The sequence below is a fragment of the Paraburkholderia sp. SOS3 genome, assembly GCF_001922345.1.
Taxonomy (GTDB): Bacteria; Pseudomonadota; Gammaproteobacteria; order Burkholderiales; family Burkholderiaceae; genus Paraburkholderia.
This window is the reverse complement of sequence record NZ_CP018812.1, coordinates 281,806-299,169: the sequence shown is the minus strand read 5'-3', so window position 1 is coordinate 299,169 and position 17,364 is coordinate 281,806. Positions and strand designations below refer to the sequence as shown.

General features: G+C 63.3%; 16 protein-coding genes. 11 read left to right on the top strand and 5 right to left on the bottom strand.

What is annotated here, in order from left to right; translation table 11 throughout:
• Positions 1–144 precede the first annotated feature (144 nt).
• The 11 genes from BTO02_RS21380 to BTO02_RS21330 all read left to right on the top strand — a co-directional run bounded on the left by BTO02_RS21380 (position 145) and on the right by BTO02_RS21330 (position 12,613).
• Positions 145–1,260 carry a succinylglutamate desuccinylase/aspartoacylase family protein gene (locus tag BTO02_RS21380; RefSeq protein ID WP_075159257.1) on the top strand — a complete coding sequence of 372 codons (1,116 nt, stop codon included), beginning with the start codon at positions 145–147 and terminating at the stop codon, positions 1,258–1,260.
• A 338-nt stretch (positions 1,261–1,598) separates the two neighbouring features.
• Positions 1,599–4,553 (top strand): molybdopterin oxidoreductase family protein, encoded by a 2,955-nt coding sequence (locus BTO02_RS21375; RefSeq protein ID WP_075159256.1) that lies wholly within the window; start codon positions 1,599–1,601, stop codon positions 4,551–4,553.
• An 11-nt stretch (positions 4,554–4,564) separates the two neighbouring features.
• Positions 4,565–5,317: a 4Fe-4S dicluster domain-containing protein gene (locus BTO02_RS21370; protein WP_075159255.1), complete on the top strand. Its 753-nt coding sequence runs from the start codon at positions 4,565–4,567 to the stop codon at positions 5,315–5,317.
• A 20-nt stretch (positions 5,318–5,337) separates the two neighbouring features.
• On the top strand, positions 5,338–6,288 hold the full coding sequence (locus BTO02_RS21365; RefSeq protein ID WP_075159254.1) for a dimethyl sulfoxide reductase anchor subunit family protein: 951 nt from the start codon (positions 5,338–5,340) through the stop codon (positions 6,286–6,288).
• 139 nt (positions 6,289–6,427) lie between these two features.
• Positions 6,428–7,561, top strand: coding sequence for an AAA family ATPase (locus tag BTO02_RS21360; RefSeq protein ID WP_075159253.1), 1,134 nt, complete (start codon positions 6,428–6,430; stop codon positions 7,559–7,561).
• Between the two features lie 101 nt (positions 7,562–7,662).
• Entirely contained in the window at positions 7,663–8,397 is a 735-nt protein-coding gene (locus BTO02_RS21355; protein WP_075159252.1) for a succinate dehydrogenase/fumarate reductase iron-sulfur subunit, read from the top strand.
• Positions 8,394–8,735 (top strand): succinate dehydrogenase, encoded by a 342-nt coding sequence (locus BTO02_RS21350; RefSeq protein WP_075159251.1) that lies wholly within the window; start codon positions 8,394–8,396, stop codon positions 8,733–8,735. The genes BTO02_RS21355 and BTO02_RS21350 overlap by 4 nt, the downstream gene beginning before the upstream one ends.
• The gene (gene sdhC, locus BTO02_RS21345) at positions 8,732–9,148 is read left to right on the top strand and encodes a succinate dehydrogenase, cytochrome b556 subunit (RefSeq protein ID WP_075159250.1); all 417 of its coding nucleotides are present in this window, start codon (positions 8,732–8,734) and stop codon (positions 9,146–9,148) included. The genes BTO02_RS21350 and sdhC overlap by 4 nt, the downstream gene beginning before the upstream one ends.
• Before the next feature lie 67 nt (positions 9,149–9,215).
• On the top strand, positions 9,216–10,085 hold the full coding sequence (locus BTO02_RS21340) for a fumarate hydratase (RefSeq protein WP_075159249.1): 870 nt from the start codon (positions 9,216–9,218) through the stop codon (positions 10,083–10,085).
• Positions 10,086–10,158: 73 nt separating this feature from the next.
• Positions 10,159–10,776, top strand: a complete 618-nt coding sequence (locus BTO02_RS21335; RefSeq protein ID WP_075159248.1) for a FumA C-terminus/TtdB family hydratase beta subunit — start codon at positions 10,159–10,161, stop codon at positions 10,774–10,776.
• A 25-nt stretch (positions 10,777–10,801) separates the two neighbouring features.
• Positions 10,802–12,613 (top strand): L-aspartate oxidase, encoded by a 1,812-nt coding sequence (locus BTO02_RS21330; RefSeq protein WP_075159247.1) that lies wholly within the window; start codon positions 10,802–10,804, stop codon positions 12,611–12,613.
• Here the strand turns inward: BTO02_RS21330 and BTO02_RS21325 are convergent.
• From BTO02_RS21325 to BTO02_RS21305, 5 genes are all read right to left on the bottom strand, one after another.
• Complete coding sequence (locus BTO02_RS21325; protein WP_075159246.1) at positions 12,499–13,461, bottom strand: LysR substrate-binding domain-containing protein; 963 nt, start codon at positions 13,459–13,461, stop codon at positions 12,499–12,501. The two genes, BTO02_RS21330 and BTO02_RS21325, sit on opposite strands and share 115 nt — an antisense overlap.
• 54 nt (positions 13,462–13,515) lie before the next feature.
• Positions 13,516–14,265, bottom strand: a complete 750-nt coding sequence (locus BTO02_RS21320; RefSeq protein ID WP_075159245.1) for a sulfite exporter TauE/SafE family protein — start codon at positions 14,263–14,265, stop codon at positions 13,516–13,518.
• Between the two features lie 90 nt (positions 14,266–14,355).
• The gene (locus tag BTO02_RS21315; protein ID WP_083615298.1) at positions 14,356–15,321 is read right to left on the bottom strand and encodes an ABC transporter permease; all 966 of its coding nucleotides are present in this window, start codon (positions 15,319–15,321) and stop codon (positions 14,356–14,358) included.
• On the bottom strand, positions 15,314–16,120 hold the full coding sequence (locus tag BTO02_RS21310) for an ABC transporter ATP-binding protein (protein WP_075161251.1): 807 nt from the start codon (positions 16,118–16,120) through the stop codon (positions 15,314–15,316). Before BTO02_RS21310 ends, BTO02_RS21315 begins: the two co-directional genes overlap by 8 nt.
• An 11-nt stretch (positions 16,121–16,131) precedes the next feature.
• Positions 16,132–17,142, bottom strand: a complete 1,011-nt coding sequence (locus BTO02_RS21305; protein ID WP_075159244.1) for an ABC transporter substrate-binding protein — start codon at positions 17,140–17,142, stop codon at positions 16,132–16,134.
• Positions 17,143–17,364: the final 222 nt, after the last annotated feature.

Sequence of the window (17,364 nt, the reverse complement as noted above, 5' to 3'; positions counted from 1 at the left end):
TTCGGGAACGACGCTCGCGGCAGGGTTCGCGCGGCCTGTGCCGAGGGTAGTGGGGCGGTGCGCCGCAGCTTCAGGCGCCCCGTGACTAAACGGTCGAACCGCCGTAGCATGACGCCGAACTTTTCATAACCGGCGCCGCCAGAGATGAACCAGCAATCGATCCCGCTTCTGTCACCCGCCGTCGGCACGCGCCGCGAGCTGACGGTGTTCCGTTTCGGCCCGGCGCAAAGCGACGAAAAGATCTACATCCAGGCATCGCTGCACGCCGATGAAACACCGGCGATGCTAACGGCCGTCTTGTTGAAGCGCCGCCTCGTCGAACTCGAAGCGCAAGGCGCGCTCGTTGCGCAAATCGTGCTCGTGCCCGTAGCCAACCCGATCGGGCTGTCGCAGTACGTGCTCGGCCAGTTCGTCGGGCGCTTCGAACTCGGCAGCGGCAGGAATTTCAACCGCCATTTCCTGCCGTTCAATGCGGCGATCGAGCGCGCGAAAGAGACGCTCGGCGCGGATCCGCTCGAGAACCGCCGCATCGTCCGGCAGTTGATGCACGATGAACTCGAACTCCACACCCCTGTCGACGAATTCGAATCGTTGCAGCATGAATTGCTGAAGCTGTCGTTCGACGCGGACATCGTGATCGATCTGCACTGTTCGCAGGAAGCCGCAATGCATCTCTATACGAACGAAACGGGCTGGGCGCAGTTCGAACCGCTGGCGCGCTATCTCGGTTCGCGCGCGTCGATGCTTGCGAACGACTCGGGCGGCCAGTCGTTCGACGAAGCGCATAGCCTGTTCTGGTGGCAACTGCAGCAGGCGTTGCCGGCGAGCAAGCCGGTACGCACGGGCACCGCCGCGGTGACGGTCGAGTGCCGCGGGCAGCGCGACGTATCGTATGACGTCGCGCAGCAGGACGGCGATGCGTTGATCGACTATCTGACGCATCGCGGCGCGCTGCGCGGCGAGGCGAGACCGTTGCCCGCGCTCCTGATGTCTCCTACGCCGCTTGCCGGTAGTGAACAGCTGTATGCGCCGGCGAGCGGGATCCTCGTGCATCGCGCCGAAATTGGTGCGACCGTGTGCGCGGGCGAACCGTTGTTCGACATCATCGATCCGCTGACCGACGCGACGACGACAGTCGTGAGCCGCAACGAAGGCGTGCTGTACATGCGTCGCGCGATCCGCTTCGTGACGGCCGGCGCGCCGCTTGGACGTGTGACGGGCACCGTGCCGACACGTCGCGCAATGTTGCTCAGCGCATAACGCCTGACGGGTTCGCTCGCGGTCATAAGTGACGCGGCGTCGCTTTCAAGGCAGCGCCGCGTCGCCGCCTCGACCTGAACCATTCATTAGCCTTTCGGTAACCAGCGGCCGGAATTCCTGAAAAGCGCGCGCTTTCGGGACCGCGCGCGCCCGCAATCGCCCGCCAGCAAAGGCTTGGCGCCAGAGCCGGGGCGTCGCGGGAGCGCGCGTAAAACTATCGGTCGGTTCGATAGAACGGATTCGAAATAACGATTTTTCATTTGCTTATAACGCCTCTACGATGAAAAGCGGACTCTCGTCTGTTTTATCGAATGGACTTTGCGAGGTATGGGGCAAGCATGGAACATCACGCGCGTACGCAAAACGAAAAGCTCGAGGTCAAAACCACGACGTGTTACATGTGCGCGTGCCGCTGCGGCATTCGCGTGCATTTGCGCGACGGCGAAGTGCGCTACATCGACGGTAACCCCGAGCATCCGCTGAATCAGGGCGTGATTTGCGCGAAGGGCTCGTCAGGCATCATGAAGCAGTACTCGCCGGCGCGTCTGACGCAACCGCTGATGCGCAAGGCGGACGCCGAGCGCGGTACGGCGCAGTTCGAACCGGTCTCATGGGATGTGGCGCTCGCCACGCTCGAAAAGCGGCTTGCGCATCTGCGTGCCACCGACCCGAAGCAGTTCGCGCTCTTCACGGGCCGCGACCAGATGCAGGCGCTGACCGGTCTCTTCGCGAAGCAGTACGGCACGCCGAACTATGCGGCGCACGGCGGCTTCTGCTCGGCGAACATGGCTGCCGGCATGATCTATACGATAGGCGGCTCGTTCTGGGAATTCGGCGGCCCCGATCTCGACAGCGCGAAGCTGTTCTTCATGATCGGCACCGCGGAAGATCACCATTCGAATCCGCTCAAGATTGCGATTTCGAAGTTCAAGCGCGCGGGCGGCCGATTTATCGCGATCAATCCGGTGCGCACCGGCTACGCCGCGATTGCCGACGAATGGGTGCCGATTCGACCCGGCACCGACGGCGCGCTGTTCATGGCGCTGATCCACGAACTGCTCGCCACCGACAGCTACGATCACGAATTCGTCAAACGCTATACGAATGCGGCCGAGTTGCTCAATATGAACGAGCAAAGCGACGAGTTCGGCCTGTTCGTGCGCAATCTCGACGCACCGGAAAGCAATCCGCTGTTTCCGCAAAATCATTTGTGGTGGGATAGCGCAAGCCAGCGCCCGGTGCTGCATCACACGCCGGGCGCTACGCCCGCGCTCGACGGCCGCTATACGCTCGACGACGGCACACCGGTCACGCCGTCGTTCGCACTGCTGCGCGAACGCGCTGCGCAATGCACGCCCGAGTGGGCAGCTGAAATCACCGGCATTGCCGCCGACACGATTCGTCGTCTCGCACGCGAAATGGCCGATACCGCACGCGATCACAAGATCACGCTGCCGATTCGCTGGACCGATGCATGGGGCCAAACGCACGAGACCGTAACCGGTAATCCGATTGCATTTCATGCGATGCGCGGCCTGGCTGCCCATTCGAACGGCTTCCAGTCGATTCGCGCGCTCGCCGTGCTGATGTCGCTGCTCGGCACGATCGACCGGCCGGGCGGCTTTCGCCACAAGTCGCCGTTTCCGCGCGCGGTGCCGCCGTCGGCGAAACCGCCGAACAGCCCGGATGCGGTGAAGCCGAACACGCCGCTTGCAACGGGGCCGCTCGGCTGGCCGGCTGCGCCCGAAGATCTGTTTATCGACGAGCACGGCGAACCGGTTCGCATCGACAAGGCGTTCTCGTGGGAGTACCCGCTCGCGGTGCACGGGCTCATGCATAGCGTCATCACGAATGCCTGGCGCGGCGACCCGTATCCGATCGATACGCTGATGATCTTCATGGCCAACATGGCATGGAACTCGTCGATGAATACGGTGGAAGTGCGCAAGATGCTCGCCGACAGGCACGACAACGGCGAATACAAGATTCCGTTTATCGTCGTGTGCGATGCGTTTCAGTCGGAGATGACGGCGTTTGCCGATCTGATTCTGCCGGATACGACCTATCTCGAACGTCACGATGCGATGTCGATGCTCGACCGCCCGATCTCCGAATTCGACGGTCCGGTCGATTCCGTGCGGGTGCCGGTCGTGCCGCCTAGCGGCGAATGCCGGCCGTTCCAGGAAGTGCTGATCGAACTCGGCAGCCGTCTCAAGCTGCCGGCTTTCACGAAGCCGGACGGCACGCGCAAATATCGCGACTATCCGGAGTTCATCGTTAAGCATGAAACCGCGCCGGGTTCGGGCGTGGGCTTCCTGATCGGCTGGCGCGGCGAGGACGGCAGCGATGCGCTGGTCGGCAAGCCGAACCCGAATCAGTGGGAGCAATACGCGAAACACAACTGCGTGTACCACTACACGCTGCCCGAAACGATGCAGTACATGCGTGGCCAGAATGGTCCGTATCTGCAATTCGCGGTCGAAAAGGGTTTTCGCAAGTTTCCCGAACCGATTGTGATTGCGCTCTATTCGGACGTGATGCAGAAATTCCGTCTGGCGGCGCAAGGCAAAACGAAGGGACGTCAGCCGCCCGACCATCTGCGCGAACGCGTCGAACGCTACTTCGATCCGCTGCCGTTCTGGTACGAACCGCTCGAACGCGACACCACCGATCTCGCGCGCTTTCCGCTGGCCGCGGTCACGCAGCGGCCGATGGCGATGTATCACTCGTGGGACTCGCAGAACGCCTGGCTGCGCCAGATTCATGGCGAGAATTACCTGTTTATGAACCCGCGCATGGCGAGCGAGCAGGGCATCGAAGACGGCGGCTGGATCTACGTCGAATCGCAATGGGGCAAGGTGCGTTGCATGGCGCGCTATAGCGAGGCGGTCGAACCGGGCACGGTGTGGACATGGAATGCGATCGGCAAGGCCGCGGGCGCATGGAATCTCGGGCCCGACGCCAACGAATCGCAGCGCGGCTTTCTGCTCAATCACCTGATCACGGACGAATTGCCCGTTGATGGCAAGGCGGGCAAAACCTCTTCCGCTCAGTCGCCCTCGCGCATTTCCAACTCCGATCCGATTACCGGCCAGGCCGCGTGGTATGACGTGCGCGTGCGCGTCTATCCGGCCGAAGCGGATGCCGATCACACGCTGCCGCAATTCGCGCCGATGCAGCCGCTGCCCGGATCGGTCGGCACGTTCAAGCGCATCGTGCAGACCTATTTCGCGGGGAGCGGCGAATTCGCGGCGCGTTTGCGCCGGACTGTCAAAACTTCGAAAGATATTTGAGGAGCACCCCGATGACCCAGATGGCGCTCGTGATCGATCTGAACGTCTGCGTCGGCTGCCACGCCTGCGTGACGAGCTGCAAGGAATGGAACACGTCCGGCGAGGCAGGCAGCCTTTCGGATGCGCGTCCCTACGATGCCGACCCGTCCGGCACGTTTTTCAACCGCGTGCAGACCTTCGAGGCCGGCGAATTTCCACTCGCCGATACGATCCACTTTCCGAAATCGTGCCTGCACTGCGAGGATCCGCCGTGCGTGCCCGTGTGTCCGACCGGCGCGAGCTACAAGCGCAAGGAAGACGGCCTCGTCCTCGTCGACTTCGACCGCTGCATCGGCTGCAAATACTGCGCGTGGGCATGCCCCTACGGCGCGCGCGAACTCGACGAAGAGCGCAAGGAGATGACGAAGTGCACGCTCTGCGCGGACCGCATTCACAACGAGGCGTTCTCCGAGCGCGACCGCAAGCCTGCCTGCGTGCTCGCGTGCCCGACGTCGGCGCGTCTGTTCGGCGATATCCACGATCCTGAATCCGTCGTATCGAAGGCGATTCGCGAGCGCGGCGGGTACCAGCTGATGCCGGAGTGGGGCACGCGTCCCGCAAACCACTATTTGCCGCGGCAGAAGACCACCGCGTGCGGCAGCGGGTCATGCTCGTGCGGTTCGGATGCCGGAAGCGCGGACCACGAAGGGCACAGTCATACGGCGGGGACGGCCGGGCTCGAGCACGGCACGGTCGATCTCGCGTCGATGGCGACGCGCGTTTAAAAGAATCAGGAGACCCCACGATGAATCCGGCTTTCTCGGTTGTATTTCTGACGACGTTGAGCGGAGCGGGCCAAGGCTTGATGATCGCGCTCTTCGGCGTCGAACTCGTTGCGCAGCTCGGCCTGATCGCGATGCCGCCGCAGGCGTTCTTTGTCGCCGGCGCCGCGCTGTCGGTCGTGCTCGGCGTGCTTGGACTGTTCGCATCGTTTTTTCACCTCGGACATCCGGAGCGCGCGTGGCGCGCGATCGCGATGTGGCGCACGTCGTGGCTGTCGCGCGAATGCCTCGCGTTGCCGGTGTTTCTCGCATGCGTGTTTGCGTACGGCGTGCTGCATGCGCTTGGCTTGCCGTATTCGCTCGCGGCCGGCGCGATCGCTGTGCTCGCGAGCGGCGCACTGTTCGTCTGCACGTCGATGATCTATGCGTGCTTGCGCTTTCTGCAGGAGTGGGCGACACCGCTCACGATGGTGAATTTCGTGCTGCTCGGCTGCGCGTCGGGCTTCACGGTCGCGACGGCAAGCGCCGCGTGGTGCGCGCCAACGCTCGTGCCGGGGCTCGCGGTCTGCGCGTGCGTGCTGACGCTCGCCGGCTGTGTCGCGCGCGTCGCGTCGCTCAGGCGCAATGCGCGCTTGCGTCCGAAATCGACGGTGCAAAGCGCGACCGGTATCCGTTCGGCGAAGGTCGTCCAGAAATCGCGCGGCTTTACGGCTGGCGCGTTCAATCTGCGCGAGTTCTTCCATGGCAAGACGCCGCAAACACTGCAGCGCATCAAGTGGACGTTTCTGATCGCGGCGTTCCCGGTGCCGTTCGTGCTGATTGCGTTGGGTGGCAGCGTCGGTTCGGTCGCGCTGTCGGCCGTGCTGCTATGCGCCGCGTGTGCGATCCAGTACGCGGGGCTCGTGGCCGAGCGCTGGTTCTTTTTCGCCGAAGCGCGTCATCCGCAGAACCTCTATTACCGCCAGGCAGCCTGAGCGCGCGAGGCGGCACCCGAAGCGCTGGCAAGCGCCTCGGCACGGCCGCCGGCTCGGCCGCTCCTTACCTGGCGGCCATTACACGAAATTATCACCGGTGTGTATAATTACTCAAATCGACAATAATTTTGTGTAATTCATGAAGCTGACCGAGCTTTGGCACTTTCCTCGCCCGGATCTGGCCAACGCCTATCTGGCTGCGCTGAATTCGGGCATTCTCGCGTCGCTCACCATCTTTGCGCCGCGGCGCACGGGCAAAACGGTATTTCTGCGGCAGGATCTGGCGCCCGCTGCCCAGCAGATGGGCTACCACGTCGTCTACGCCGATCTTTGGCAAACGCGGCAAACACCTGCTGCCGCATTGCTGCACGCGCTGGAATTACCGCAGGAGCCCGACACATTCGCGAAGAAGCTGAAAGCGAGGCTGGCGCCGTCCGTGAAGTCGTTAAGGGGCAAGGCTGAAATCGCCGGCACGTCGATAGAAGGCGCGATCGAACTCAATGACGACAAAAAGCGGGCCGCCACCGCTGCGGCACTGCGGCTCGACGAATTACTTGGTGATCTGACGCGGCGCAGGCCCGTGCTGCTGCTCGTCGACGAAGCCCAGTCTCTCGGCCGAAGCGAAGAAGGCGAAGACGTGGCGCGCGCGCTGCGTACGGCGCTGACGAAGTATCGCGACAATCTTCGAGTCGTGTTCACCGGTTCATCGCGCACGCAGCTCGGCCATGTTTTTACGGACACGCGTGCGCCGCTCTATTCGGCAGCGAATCCGCTGCAAGACTTTCCGCTGCTCGACGAAGCGTTCGTGCAATTCGTTGCGAAGCGGTTTGCGGCTGCCACTTCGCGCAAGCTCAACGAGAAAAAGTTGAAGGCCGCGTTCGCGCAGTTTCACCACCGTCCGGAACCGCTGCTCGAAGTTGCAATTACGCTGATGATGCAGCCGCGCATGTCTTTCGATACCGCGGTGTCGCTGCAGATCGAGAAGCTGGCCGGAGCGGAAGGCCATGAAACCACGTGGGAGGGCTTGAGCGCACTCGAACGCTTGCTGGTTCGGGAAGTCGCGGGAAATCCTCTTTTCAGGCCGTTTACCCGCGACGCGATGGCGGACTTCAGGAAACAGCTGGGTATCGAGGCGCTAGGCGCTACTCATGTCCAACGCGCGCTTGGGCGCCTCGCGGCAAAAGGCGTTGTCGTCAAGTCGCCGAGGGACGCGTACGAGTTCGAAAACGAGAATTTCGCCACTTGGGTGCGCAACATGGCGGGCACGCTCTGAGCAAAAGAAATTCTTTATCTCGCCGCAAAAATGTTTGGCTTTCAGCCGCTGCGCGAGCACCGTAGACTGGCTTCGCTGCCCCACGCGAATCAAAAGCCAGGATGCCAAGCGCTACCCCCACAACACTGAAAGTAAGCGTCTGGCGCGGTGCCGAAGAAGGCGAGTTTCAGCGCTTCGACGTGCCGCGCATGGAGAGCCAGACGGTTCTCGACGTCGTCATTCATATCCAGCGCCATCTCGACGCGACGCTCTCGTATCGCTTCGCCTGCCGCGTCGGCATGTGCGGTTCATGTGCGATGACGGTCAACGGCCGCGCGCGCTGGACCTGTCGTACACATGTGACGAAAGTCATGCGCCACGCCGACGACGTCCTCGAAATCGCGCCGCTCAATCACCTGCCGGTAGTGAAAGACCTTGCCACCGACATGACCGGCTTCTTCGATAAGTGGCGCGATGCGAAAGGTTATTTCGCGGGCCAGCGCACGCGCGCCGACCCGGCGGCACGTGTCGATCCGGCATCGGCCGAGCGTAAGGCCGCCGATGCAGGCATCGAATGCATCGGCTGCGGCGTCTGCTATGCGAGCTGCGACGTCGTCGCCTGGAATCCTGACTACCTCGGCCCGGCCGCACTGAACCGCGCATGGACGCTCGTCAACGATGTGCGCGACACGCAGCAGCAGGCGCGCGTCGCCGCGATATCGAACGACGCGGGTTGCCATTCGTGCCACACGCTCGGCTCATGCACCGAACGCTGTCCGAAGTCGCTTGCGCCAACCGCGAGCATAGCCGGCCTGAAGCGTTTGAACGGCAAGGCACCGCGAGGAGCACTCGAATGAAGGCAGCGATGAGCGGCTGGCGCGTACAGCGCATTTCGGCAATGGTGCTCGCGGTGTGCGTGACCGTACATCTGATCACGATGATTGCCGTTGTGCATGGCGGCCTTTCCGCGGGTGCGATTCTCGCGCGGTTGCATGGCAACGTCGTCTGGGGCCTGTTTTATACGGTATTCGTGCTGGCCGCCGCCGCGCACGTGCCGGTCGGCTTACGCCGCATCGCCGAAGAATGGCTTCGGTGGCGGGGCCCGAGCGTGTTCGCCGTCAGCGTGCTGGTCGGCCTGATGTTGGCCATTGCAGGCTTGCGCGCGGTCTTCGCGTTGACTGGAGGGCCGCTATGAGCGAACTCGATGCATTGCATGCCGCGAGCACCGCTGCTGCGGGCCGCCGCAAAACGCCCGGCCGTCGTGCCGACGTTCGCGCGCGCAATCATCCCGCGTGGTGGGCATTTCTCGTGCATCGCCTGTCGGGCCTCGCGCTCGCCGTTTTCCTGCCGATGCATTTCTGGGCGCTCGGCACCGCCTTGCATGGCGCCGCCGCGTTCGATTCGTTTCTCGCGGTCACGCGTCAGCCCGCGTTTGTTTTTGCCGAATGGGGGCTTGTCACGCTGCTCGCGGCGCATCTGATCGGCGGCGTGCGCGTTCTGCTGATCGAATACCGCCCGTGGAGCGGCCTGCGCAAGAATCTGATCGCAGCGACCGCGGGCGGCGCGCTCGTGATCGGGCTCGCCTTCGCGCTGTCGCTCACGTTGTAATTGTTAAGGCGCAACCTGTTTAACAAGACCCGGCGCGCCAGTATTCGAGCGCGATGGAGACCACCCGATGGACATGCAGCAAGTCGAAGAAGTCGCGAAGCAGTTGTACATTCGCGCATTGAAGCAATTGCCGCCGGACATCAAGGACGGCATCGCGCGTCTCGAGCGCGCGGAAACCGACGACACCGCGCGCCGCGTGCTCGGCATCATGCGCACGAATATCGGCGTCGCTGAAAGCGCGGACAACCTGCTATGTCAGGACACGGGCTTGCCGATCTACAACGTGACGATCGGTTCCGGACTCGCGCTCGATGGGGTCGCGCTCAAAGAGGCGATTCGCCGCGGCTGCGAGCGCGCGACGCGCGAACATCCGCTGCGCTCGTCGGTCGTCCATCCGTTGACGAGACAGAACGAACAGACGTCATGCGGCCCGCTGATGCCGGCAATCCATCTCGACTTCGATTCGACCGCCGATACGCTCGTGATCGAGATGATCCCGAAGGGCAGCGGCTCCGAAAACAACTCGTTTCTGAAGATGGCTACGCCGGCCGACGGCATCGACGCGATCAAGCGTTTCGTGATCGACTGCGTGATCGACGCCGGCGGCAAGACCTGCCCGCCGACGATCGTCGGCGTCGGCGTGGGCGGCACCTCGGACCTTTGCGTGTGGCTCGCGAAGCGCGCGGCAACGCGCGCGCTCGGCACGCGCAACGACGATCCGCATGCGGCCGCGCTCGAAGCGGAGCTGTCGGCCGCGGTGAATCAGCTCGGCGTCGGTCCGCAAGGGCTCGGCGGCGATGCGACCGCATTCGCCGTGCATGTCGAACTTGCCGCGACGCACATCACGATGAATCCGGTCGCGGTGAACATGCAATGCCATTCGGCGCGGCGCGCACGCGCGACGTTGACGCGCGGTGAAGTCGAATACGGCTATTGATGGGCTGTCCATGGGAAACCGGAATCAACCGACACCGGGGCCCAGGGACGCCGGCCGCGAGGAGACCTGATAAATGACGCACCACGTATTGCAGATGCCCGTCACCGAGGCGCAGATCCGTGAACTGAAAATCGGCGACATGGTGACGCTGACCGGCACGCTGTTCGGCATTCGCGACGCCACGCAGATTCATATGTTCGATCGCGGCCGCAAGACGCGCTTCGATCTGAATGGCCATGCGGTCATTCATACGGCGCCGAACGTGCGTCGCGTGCCGGCATCGGCCGAACACCCAGCCGGCTACGAGCCGGTATGCATCGGCACGACGACGTCGATGCGCATGGAGCGCTTCACCGAGCCGCTGATGGCGCAATACGGCGTGCGCATCGTGATCGGCAAAGGCGGCCTCGCGCAGGGCTCCGCCGACGCGTTCGCGAAACACGGCGGCGTGTATCTCGCGATTGTCGGCGGCACGGCCGCGCTCGAAACGACCTGGATCGAGCAGATCGAAGACGTCGACCTCGACGACCTGAACCCCGAATCATTGTGGCGCTTCAGGATCGGCGAGTTCGGGCCGCTCCTGGTTGCAATGGATAGCCACGGCGGCAGCGTCTACTCGACAGTGCAGCAGAACACGCAGTCGCAGCGCGCCAAGGTGCTCGCGTCGCTCGGTGTTCGTTCGCAGCCTTGATAAAGCCGACCCGGAGTCCACGCAGATGAAGCAGTACGACACCGATATCCTGATTCTCGGCAGCGGCGGCGCGGGCCTGTTCGCGGCGCTGCACGCGCACGCCGCAGCGCCGCAGTTGCGCATCACGATCGCGGTGAAGGGCCTGCTCGGCAAATGCGGCTGTACGCGCATGGTGCAGGGCGGCTATAACGTCGCGCTCGCGCAAGGCGACTCGATCGAGCGTCATTTCATGGACACGATCGAGGGTGGCAAATGGTTGTCGAACCAGGATCTCGCGTGGACGCTCGTCACGCGCGCGGTAGAACGCATTCACGAACTCGAAAACGAGCTCGGCTGCTTTTTCGATCGCAATCCGGACGGCACGCTGAAGCAGAAGGCGTTCGCGGGGCAGACCTTCGATCGCACGGTGCACAAGGGCGACCAGACCGGCATCGAGATCATCAACCGGCTGGCCGAGCAGGTCTGGGCGCGCGGCATCGCGCGCCTCGAAGAACACCGCGCGGTTGAATTCATCGAAACGCAGTCGGGCGGCGCGCTCGCCGGTGTGCTGATGATCGACATGCGCAGCGGCGAGTTCGTATTCGTGCGTGCGAAAGCGGTGCTGCTCGCGACCGGCGGCGGCCCGACGATGTACAAGTACCACACGCCGAGCGGCGACAAGAGCTGCGACGGCATGGCGATGGCCATGCGCGCGGGCCTCACGCTGCGCGATATGGAAATGGTGCAGTTCCATCCTACGGGGCTGCTGGCCGGCACCCATACGCGCATGACCGGTACCGTGCTCGAAGAAGGCTTGCGTGGCGCGGGCGGTTACCTGCTAACCGGCGACGGCGAGCGCTTCATGCATCGCTACGATCCGCGCGGCGAACGCGCGACGCGCGATATCGTATCGCGCAGTATTTTCCGCGAATTGCGCGCGGGCAATGCGACGCCGAACGGCGGCGTCTATCTGCGCATGGACCATCTCGGGCCCGAGTCGGTGCGCCAGCGCTTCAAGGGCATGGTCGAGCGCTGCGCCGATTGCGGTTTCGATCTCGCGGGCGGTCAGGTCGAAGTCGTGCCGACCGCGCACTACATGATGGGCGGTGTCGCGTTCGAGGCCGACTGCTCGACGACGCTGCCGGGCCTCTTCGTCGCCGGCGAAGATGCGGGCGGCGTGCATGGTGCGAATCGTCTCGGCGGCAACGGCGTCGCGAATTCGACCGTGTTCGGCGGCATTGCAGGTGAAACACTGGCGCGATGGGTGCCGCGCCATGGGCGCGACGAAGAAGCGGACCGCGGCCAGATCGAGCGTGCGGTAGAACGATGCCGCGCGCCGCTTACACGCAAGCCCGATGGCGACCTCGAAGCGATTCGCGAAACGCTCTACGACCTGATGTGGAACGACGTCGGCATTCTGCGCGATGCGCAGGGCCTCGAGCGCGCCCGCGGCGCCTTGCTCGAGATCGAGGCGCGGCTCGATCGCACGGGCGTCGACGGCCGCGATTTGCGGTTCAATCTGTCATGGCACGACTGGTTGAATCTGCGCAATCTCACGCTCGTGAGCCGCGCGATCACCGAATCGGCGCTGCTGCGCGAGAACTCGCGCGGCGCGCACTTCCGCGAAGATTTCCCCGACGCGGGCGATCTCGAGACATCCGACTATATGTGCCTGCGCATGCTCGACGACGGCGCGCTCGAAACGACGCGCCGCCGCGTTCAGTTCACGCGCGTGCGGCCCGGTCAGTCGTTGCTCGACGATGCACCCACCGCCACGCCGGCGGACGCGACGCCTGCATCTGTACCCGCGCCGCGCGAAGCGGTTGTGGCCGGCTCGTCGGCGCCGCCGGTGAAATGACGCTTCACGGCGTCGGTGAACGCGCCGCGATCATGCTCGCGGCGTTCGAGCAAGCCGACACGGCGCGGTGCGATACGCTCCGGCAGTGCAGTCACTCGCAGGCCGGACTCCTCATTCCAGTTTGCGTTCGCAAGACGCGGCACGATCGAAACGCCGAAACCGCGCTTCACCATCTCGCAGATCGCTTCGAGCGAATTCAATTCCATGATGTCGTGCACCGAAGCCCCGAGCCCCTGCAATGCTTCTTCGATCAGGATGCCGGTCCACGTTTGCCGGTCGAAACGGATATACGGTTCCTGCAATAGCGCGTCGACGTCGGTGCGAGGATCTTCCGCCGAGGTAATGAGCACCATCGGTTCGCTGTAGAGCGCGGTCCACTTGAGCATCGCGGGAAACCCGGCTGGCGATTGCGTGACGATGGCCGCATCGAGTTCGCCGCTTTCCACTCGCGTCGCGAAATCGCTCGATAGCCCCGTGAAAAGCTTGAGCTCGAGCCGCGGATAGCGGCGCTTCAGGTTCAGCATCGCATCGGCGAACGCGCCCATCAGCGACGACACGAGCGCGCCGACGCGTACGACACCGGCCACTTCGTCGCGCTCGCCGGCCGCGAGAATCTTGCGATAGTTCGCGACGAGCGTTTCCGCGAGCGGCAGGATCGTGCGGCCCTGTTCGCTCAACGAGACGGAGCGCGGCGTGCGCTCGAACAGCACCATGTCGAGATCGCGTTCGAGCGAACGCATCTGCTGGCTCACGGCGGCTTGCGTGAGACATACCTCGTCGGCGGCCGCGGCAAACGAGCCGTGCCGCGCAACCGAGAGAAACGTGACGAAATAGCGAATCGCACTCATGGCGGGTTCTCCGCGAACTGGCCGCCGATATGCGGCTTGGACCGATGCACGCAGTTAGCGCAACGCGTGAACGAGCGATGTGCCGAGCAGCGCGACACCCGATGCAAACAGCAGCGCGAGCAGCACGCGCCTGAATGCCGTATCGGAGATGCGCACGTACAGACGCGATCCGAGCCACGCGAAAATCAGCGTGGACGGCAGCATCCACGCGAACAGCATCAGCGTTTGCCGGCCGATGAGGCCGGTCAGCGCGTACATGACGAGCGTCAGCGACTGCATGGCGATAAAAAAACTTTGGCAGATCGCGCGCTGCAAGTCCTTGTGATGGCCGCGCAGCATGCACCAGACAGTCGGTGCGGGGCCCACGAGACCCGCAATGCCGCCGAGAATACCGCCGATCATGCCGATGCCGCCATCGGCCCATGCACCACCGGCGGTTACCCTCGGAAGATTTCTTGCCCCGAGCATGACGCCGCAATAGACAATCAGCAACAGTCCGACACCGATGCGAAAGCCGGTCGGATTGATGATCGGCAGCAGGGCGGCGCCGATCGGCACACCGATCATTCCGCCTGCAATGAACGGCCCGATCACTTTGGGGCGAATCTGGCCGCGCACCGTGCCGACGGTCAGCACCTGGCCGACCAGCGAGCCGACCACGAGCATCGGCCCGATCGCTTGCGGCGGCAGCGTCCATGCCCAGAACACCATCGCGACGAGGCCGAATGCAAAGCCGGCCAGACCCGATACGAAGCCCGCGATCGCGCTGCCGCCGATGACGAGCAACGCGAGTTGCGTGCTCAACGATTTCGCTCCGCAGCGGCGCGCGACCTCATGCGCAACATAAGCAATGCCGCCTCGATCTCGTTGTCCACGCAGCCGGCCTCGATGCGCTCACGACTGCATGCCCCAGCGCTGCACCGTATGACGTTCGAGCGTGCGGAAGATCAGGTTCTCGACTGCAAGGCCGATCAGAATCACCGTGAACAACCCGGCGAACACATTCGCGATATCGAGCAGGTTCTTGTTCTCGTAGATAAACCAGCCGAGACCGCCCGAACCGGAGCTCACCCCGAACACGAGTTCCGCGGCGATCAACGTGCGCCATGCAAACGCCCAGCCGATTTTCAGCCCTGTGAGAATGCTCGGGAACGCGGCGGGCACGAGGATCTTCGTGACGTAGCGGCCGCCGCGCAGTCCATAGTTGCGTCCGACCATCTTCAACGTGTTGCTGACCGACAGAAAGCCCGAATGCGTATTCAATGCGACAGACCATGTAACCGAATGCACGAGCACGAAAATCAGGCTGCCGTTGCCGAGGCCGAACCAGATCAGCGCAAGCGGCAGCAGTGCGATGGCGGGCAATGGGTTCAGCATCGACGTCATCGTTTCGAGAAAGTCCGTGCCGATGCGCGAGGTAATCGCCGCTGCCGTCAGCAGCGCGGCGAGCACGATGCCGCACGCGTAGCCCATCAGCAGCACATGAATCGATGCCCAGGCCTTGCCGGGCAATTCGCCGCTCGCGATGCTCGTGACGAATGCCTGGACCGTCGCGCTGAACGTCGGGAACAGCAGGGCGTTGTTCAGGATGCGACCGTACACTTCCCAGACGATCGCGAGAAACGCGAGAATCACGAACTTGCGAATCCATCCCTGGTTGTAAAGCCGCTCGAACGTCGATAGCGGCTTTTCGACTACGCTGAACTGATGCGTGTCGCTCGTCTCGCGAACGATCTCTTCGCGCGGCGCCGACGCGAGGCCGGCTGCCGCGTTGGGGCCTGCATCGCGGCCTGCTCCGCGGCCGGTTGAAGGGGGAAATGCAGTGGCGGATGCGGCGTCGTGTGCAGTACCGTTAGACATTCTCGGCCTCTTCGATTTCGTCTTCGAACAGCATGTGCTGGATGCGCTTCTCGAGCGCGACCGCGGCCTCGCCCGATACGGCCGTGTTGAGTTCGGCCTTCACCTGGCCCGGATGCGGCGACAGCAGCAAAATGCGGCTGCCGACCTTGATCGCTTCCGGAATGGAGTGCGTGACGAACAGCACGGTGAAGCGCGTTTCCTGCCATAGCGCGAGCAGCTCGTCCTGCATCTTGCGGCGCGTCAACGCATCGAGGGCCGCGAATGGCTCGTCCATCAGCAGAATGTCCGGTTCCATCGCCATGCCGCGCGCAATCGCGACGCGCTGCTTCATGCCGCCCGACAGCGTATGCGGGTAACTGTCCGCGAATTTCGTCAGGTTGACCTTGTCGATGTAGTGCATCGCACGCTGCTCCGCTTCACGCGCATTGAGGCGCCGCGACGACAGCAGCGGAAACATCACGTTCTGCTTGACGGTCTTCCACGGCAGCAGCTGATCGAATTCCTGAAATACCATCATGCGGTCCGGGCCCGGCTTCGTGATCGTCTTGCCTTTCAGCGTCATCGAGCCTTCAGTGGGCGGCAGATAGCCGCCCACGCTCTTGAGCAAGGTCGACTTGCCGCAACCGGACGGGCCGAGCAGCACGAACCGGTCGCCCTGGAAGACCTGGAAGTCGACGCGATAGGTGGCCATCACGAGATGCTTGCGCGTTTTGTATTGCAGCGTGACGCCTTTCACGTCGAGCAGCGGTGCATTGTCCGGCGCATGTCCCGACGAAGACGCGCCATTGCTGTTACGCATCGAATACATGGTCAGCTCCCTTGCTGCGATTGCGCAGTCGGAAAGAACATGTCTTTCCACGAGGCCGGCTTCGTCTTGATGAGGCCGGTGCGCGCCATGAAGTCCGCGTATTTGACCGTGTTTTTCGGGACCGTCGTGAACTGCACGTCTGGCGCCGAGATCATCTTCTCGATATCGTCGACGCTGCTCTTGTCCTTGCTGATGCGCAAATAGGCGAGCGCCGCCGCGTGCTTATCCTTGTTGATCGACGCTTCGGCCTCGTCGAGCGCGGCCATGAACGCCTGGACGAGCTTCGGGTTCTGCTGATAGAACTTCGATGTGCACCAGACAAGGTTGAACGTCGACTTGCCGCCGAGGACGTCGTACGAATTGAGCACCGTATGCACGTTCTGATGCGTGAGCTCCTGCTCCTGGAACGGCGGAGAGCCGAAATGCGCGGTCACCTCGCTGCTGCCCGAGAGCAGCGCCTGCTGCGCGTCCGGATGCGACAGCGACACCGTGTACTTGTCGAGCTGCCCCTGATTGCCCGCGCCGAAGGCCTTTTCCGCGGCCATTTGCAGCGTGATCGCCTGGATCGACACCTTGGCGGCCGGCAGCGCGATCTTGTCCTTACCGGAGAAGTCCTTAACGGTTTTCACCGCGGCGTTCGTCGTGTTCAGCAGCAGCGGCATCGAATTGATCGCGGCGAGCGCCTTGACTTCGAGTGGCGTGCCGTGGGTACGCGACCACAGCAGCACGAGCGGGGCGACGCCGCCCGAGGCGATCTGCAGCGAATCGGACAGCAGCGCGTCGTTCATGACGTTGCCGCCCGCGAATTCGACCCACGATACCTTCAGATTCGGAATGCCCAACTGCGCGGCATGCTTTTCCAGCAGCTTCTGATCCTGCATCAGCCTCAGCGGCAGATAGCTGACGCCGTACTGGCGTGCGATCTTGATTTCTGTCATGTCGGCACGGGCCACCGTGCAGACGAACAGCGCGGCCAGCGCGGATAGTACGACGGCGACTTTGCGAAAGCTCATTGCTCGACACTCCTTGCGAGAGGAACGGCACGGCAAATCGTTAGAGAAGTTTCCGGGGACGGAGCGGCGCAGTATGAGTCGCCAATATTAAGGATTCGTTGCGGCGCGACAGGACGCCGGGCGACGGGAGGGGTGGATCGCTCTGGAGCTTCGTGAAAGCAGGCAGGTATGCATCGTGAGGGTCTCCTGATAGTTGGCGGTTAGCGCGTACCGCAGCTTTAT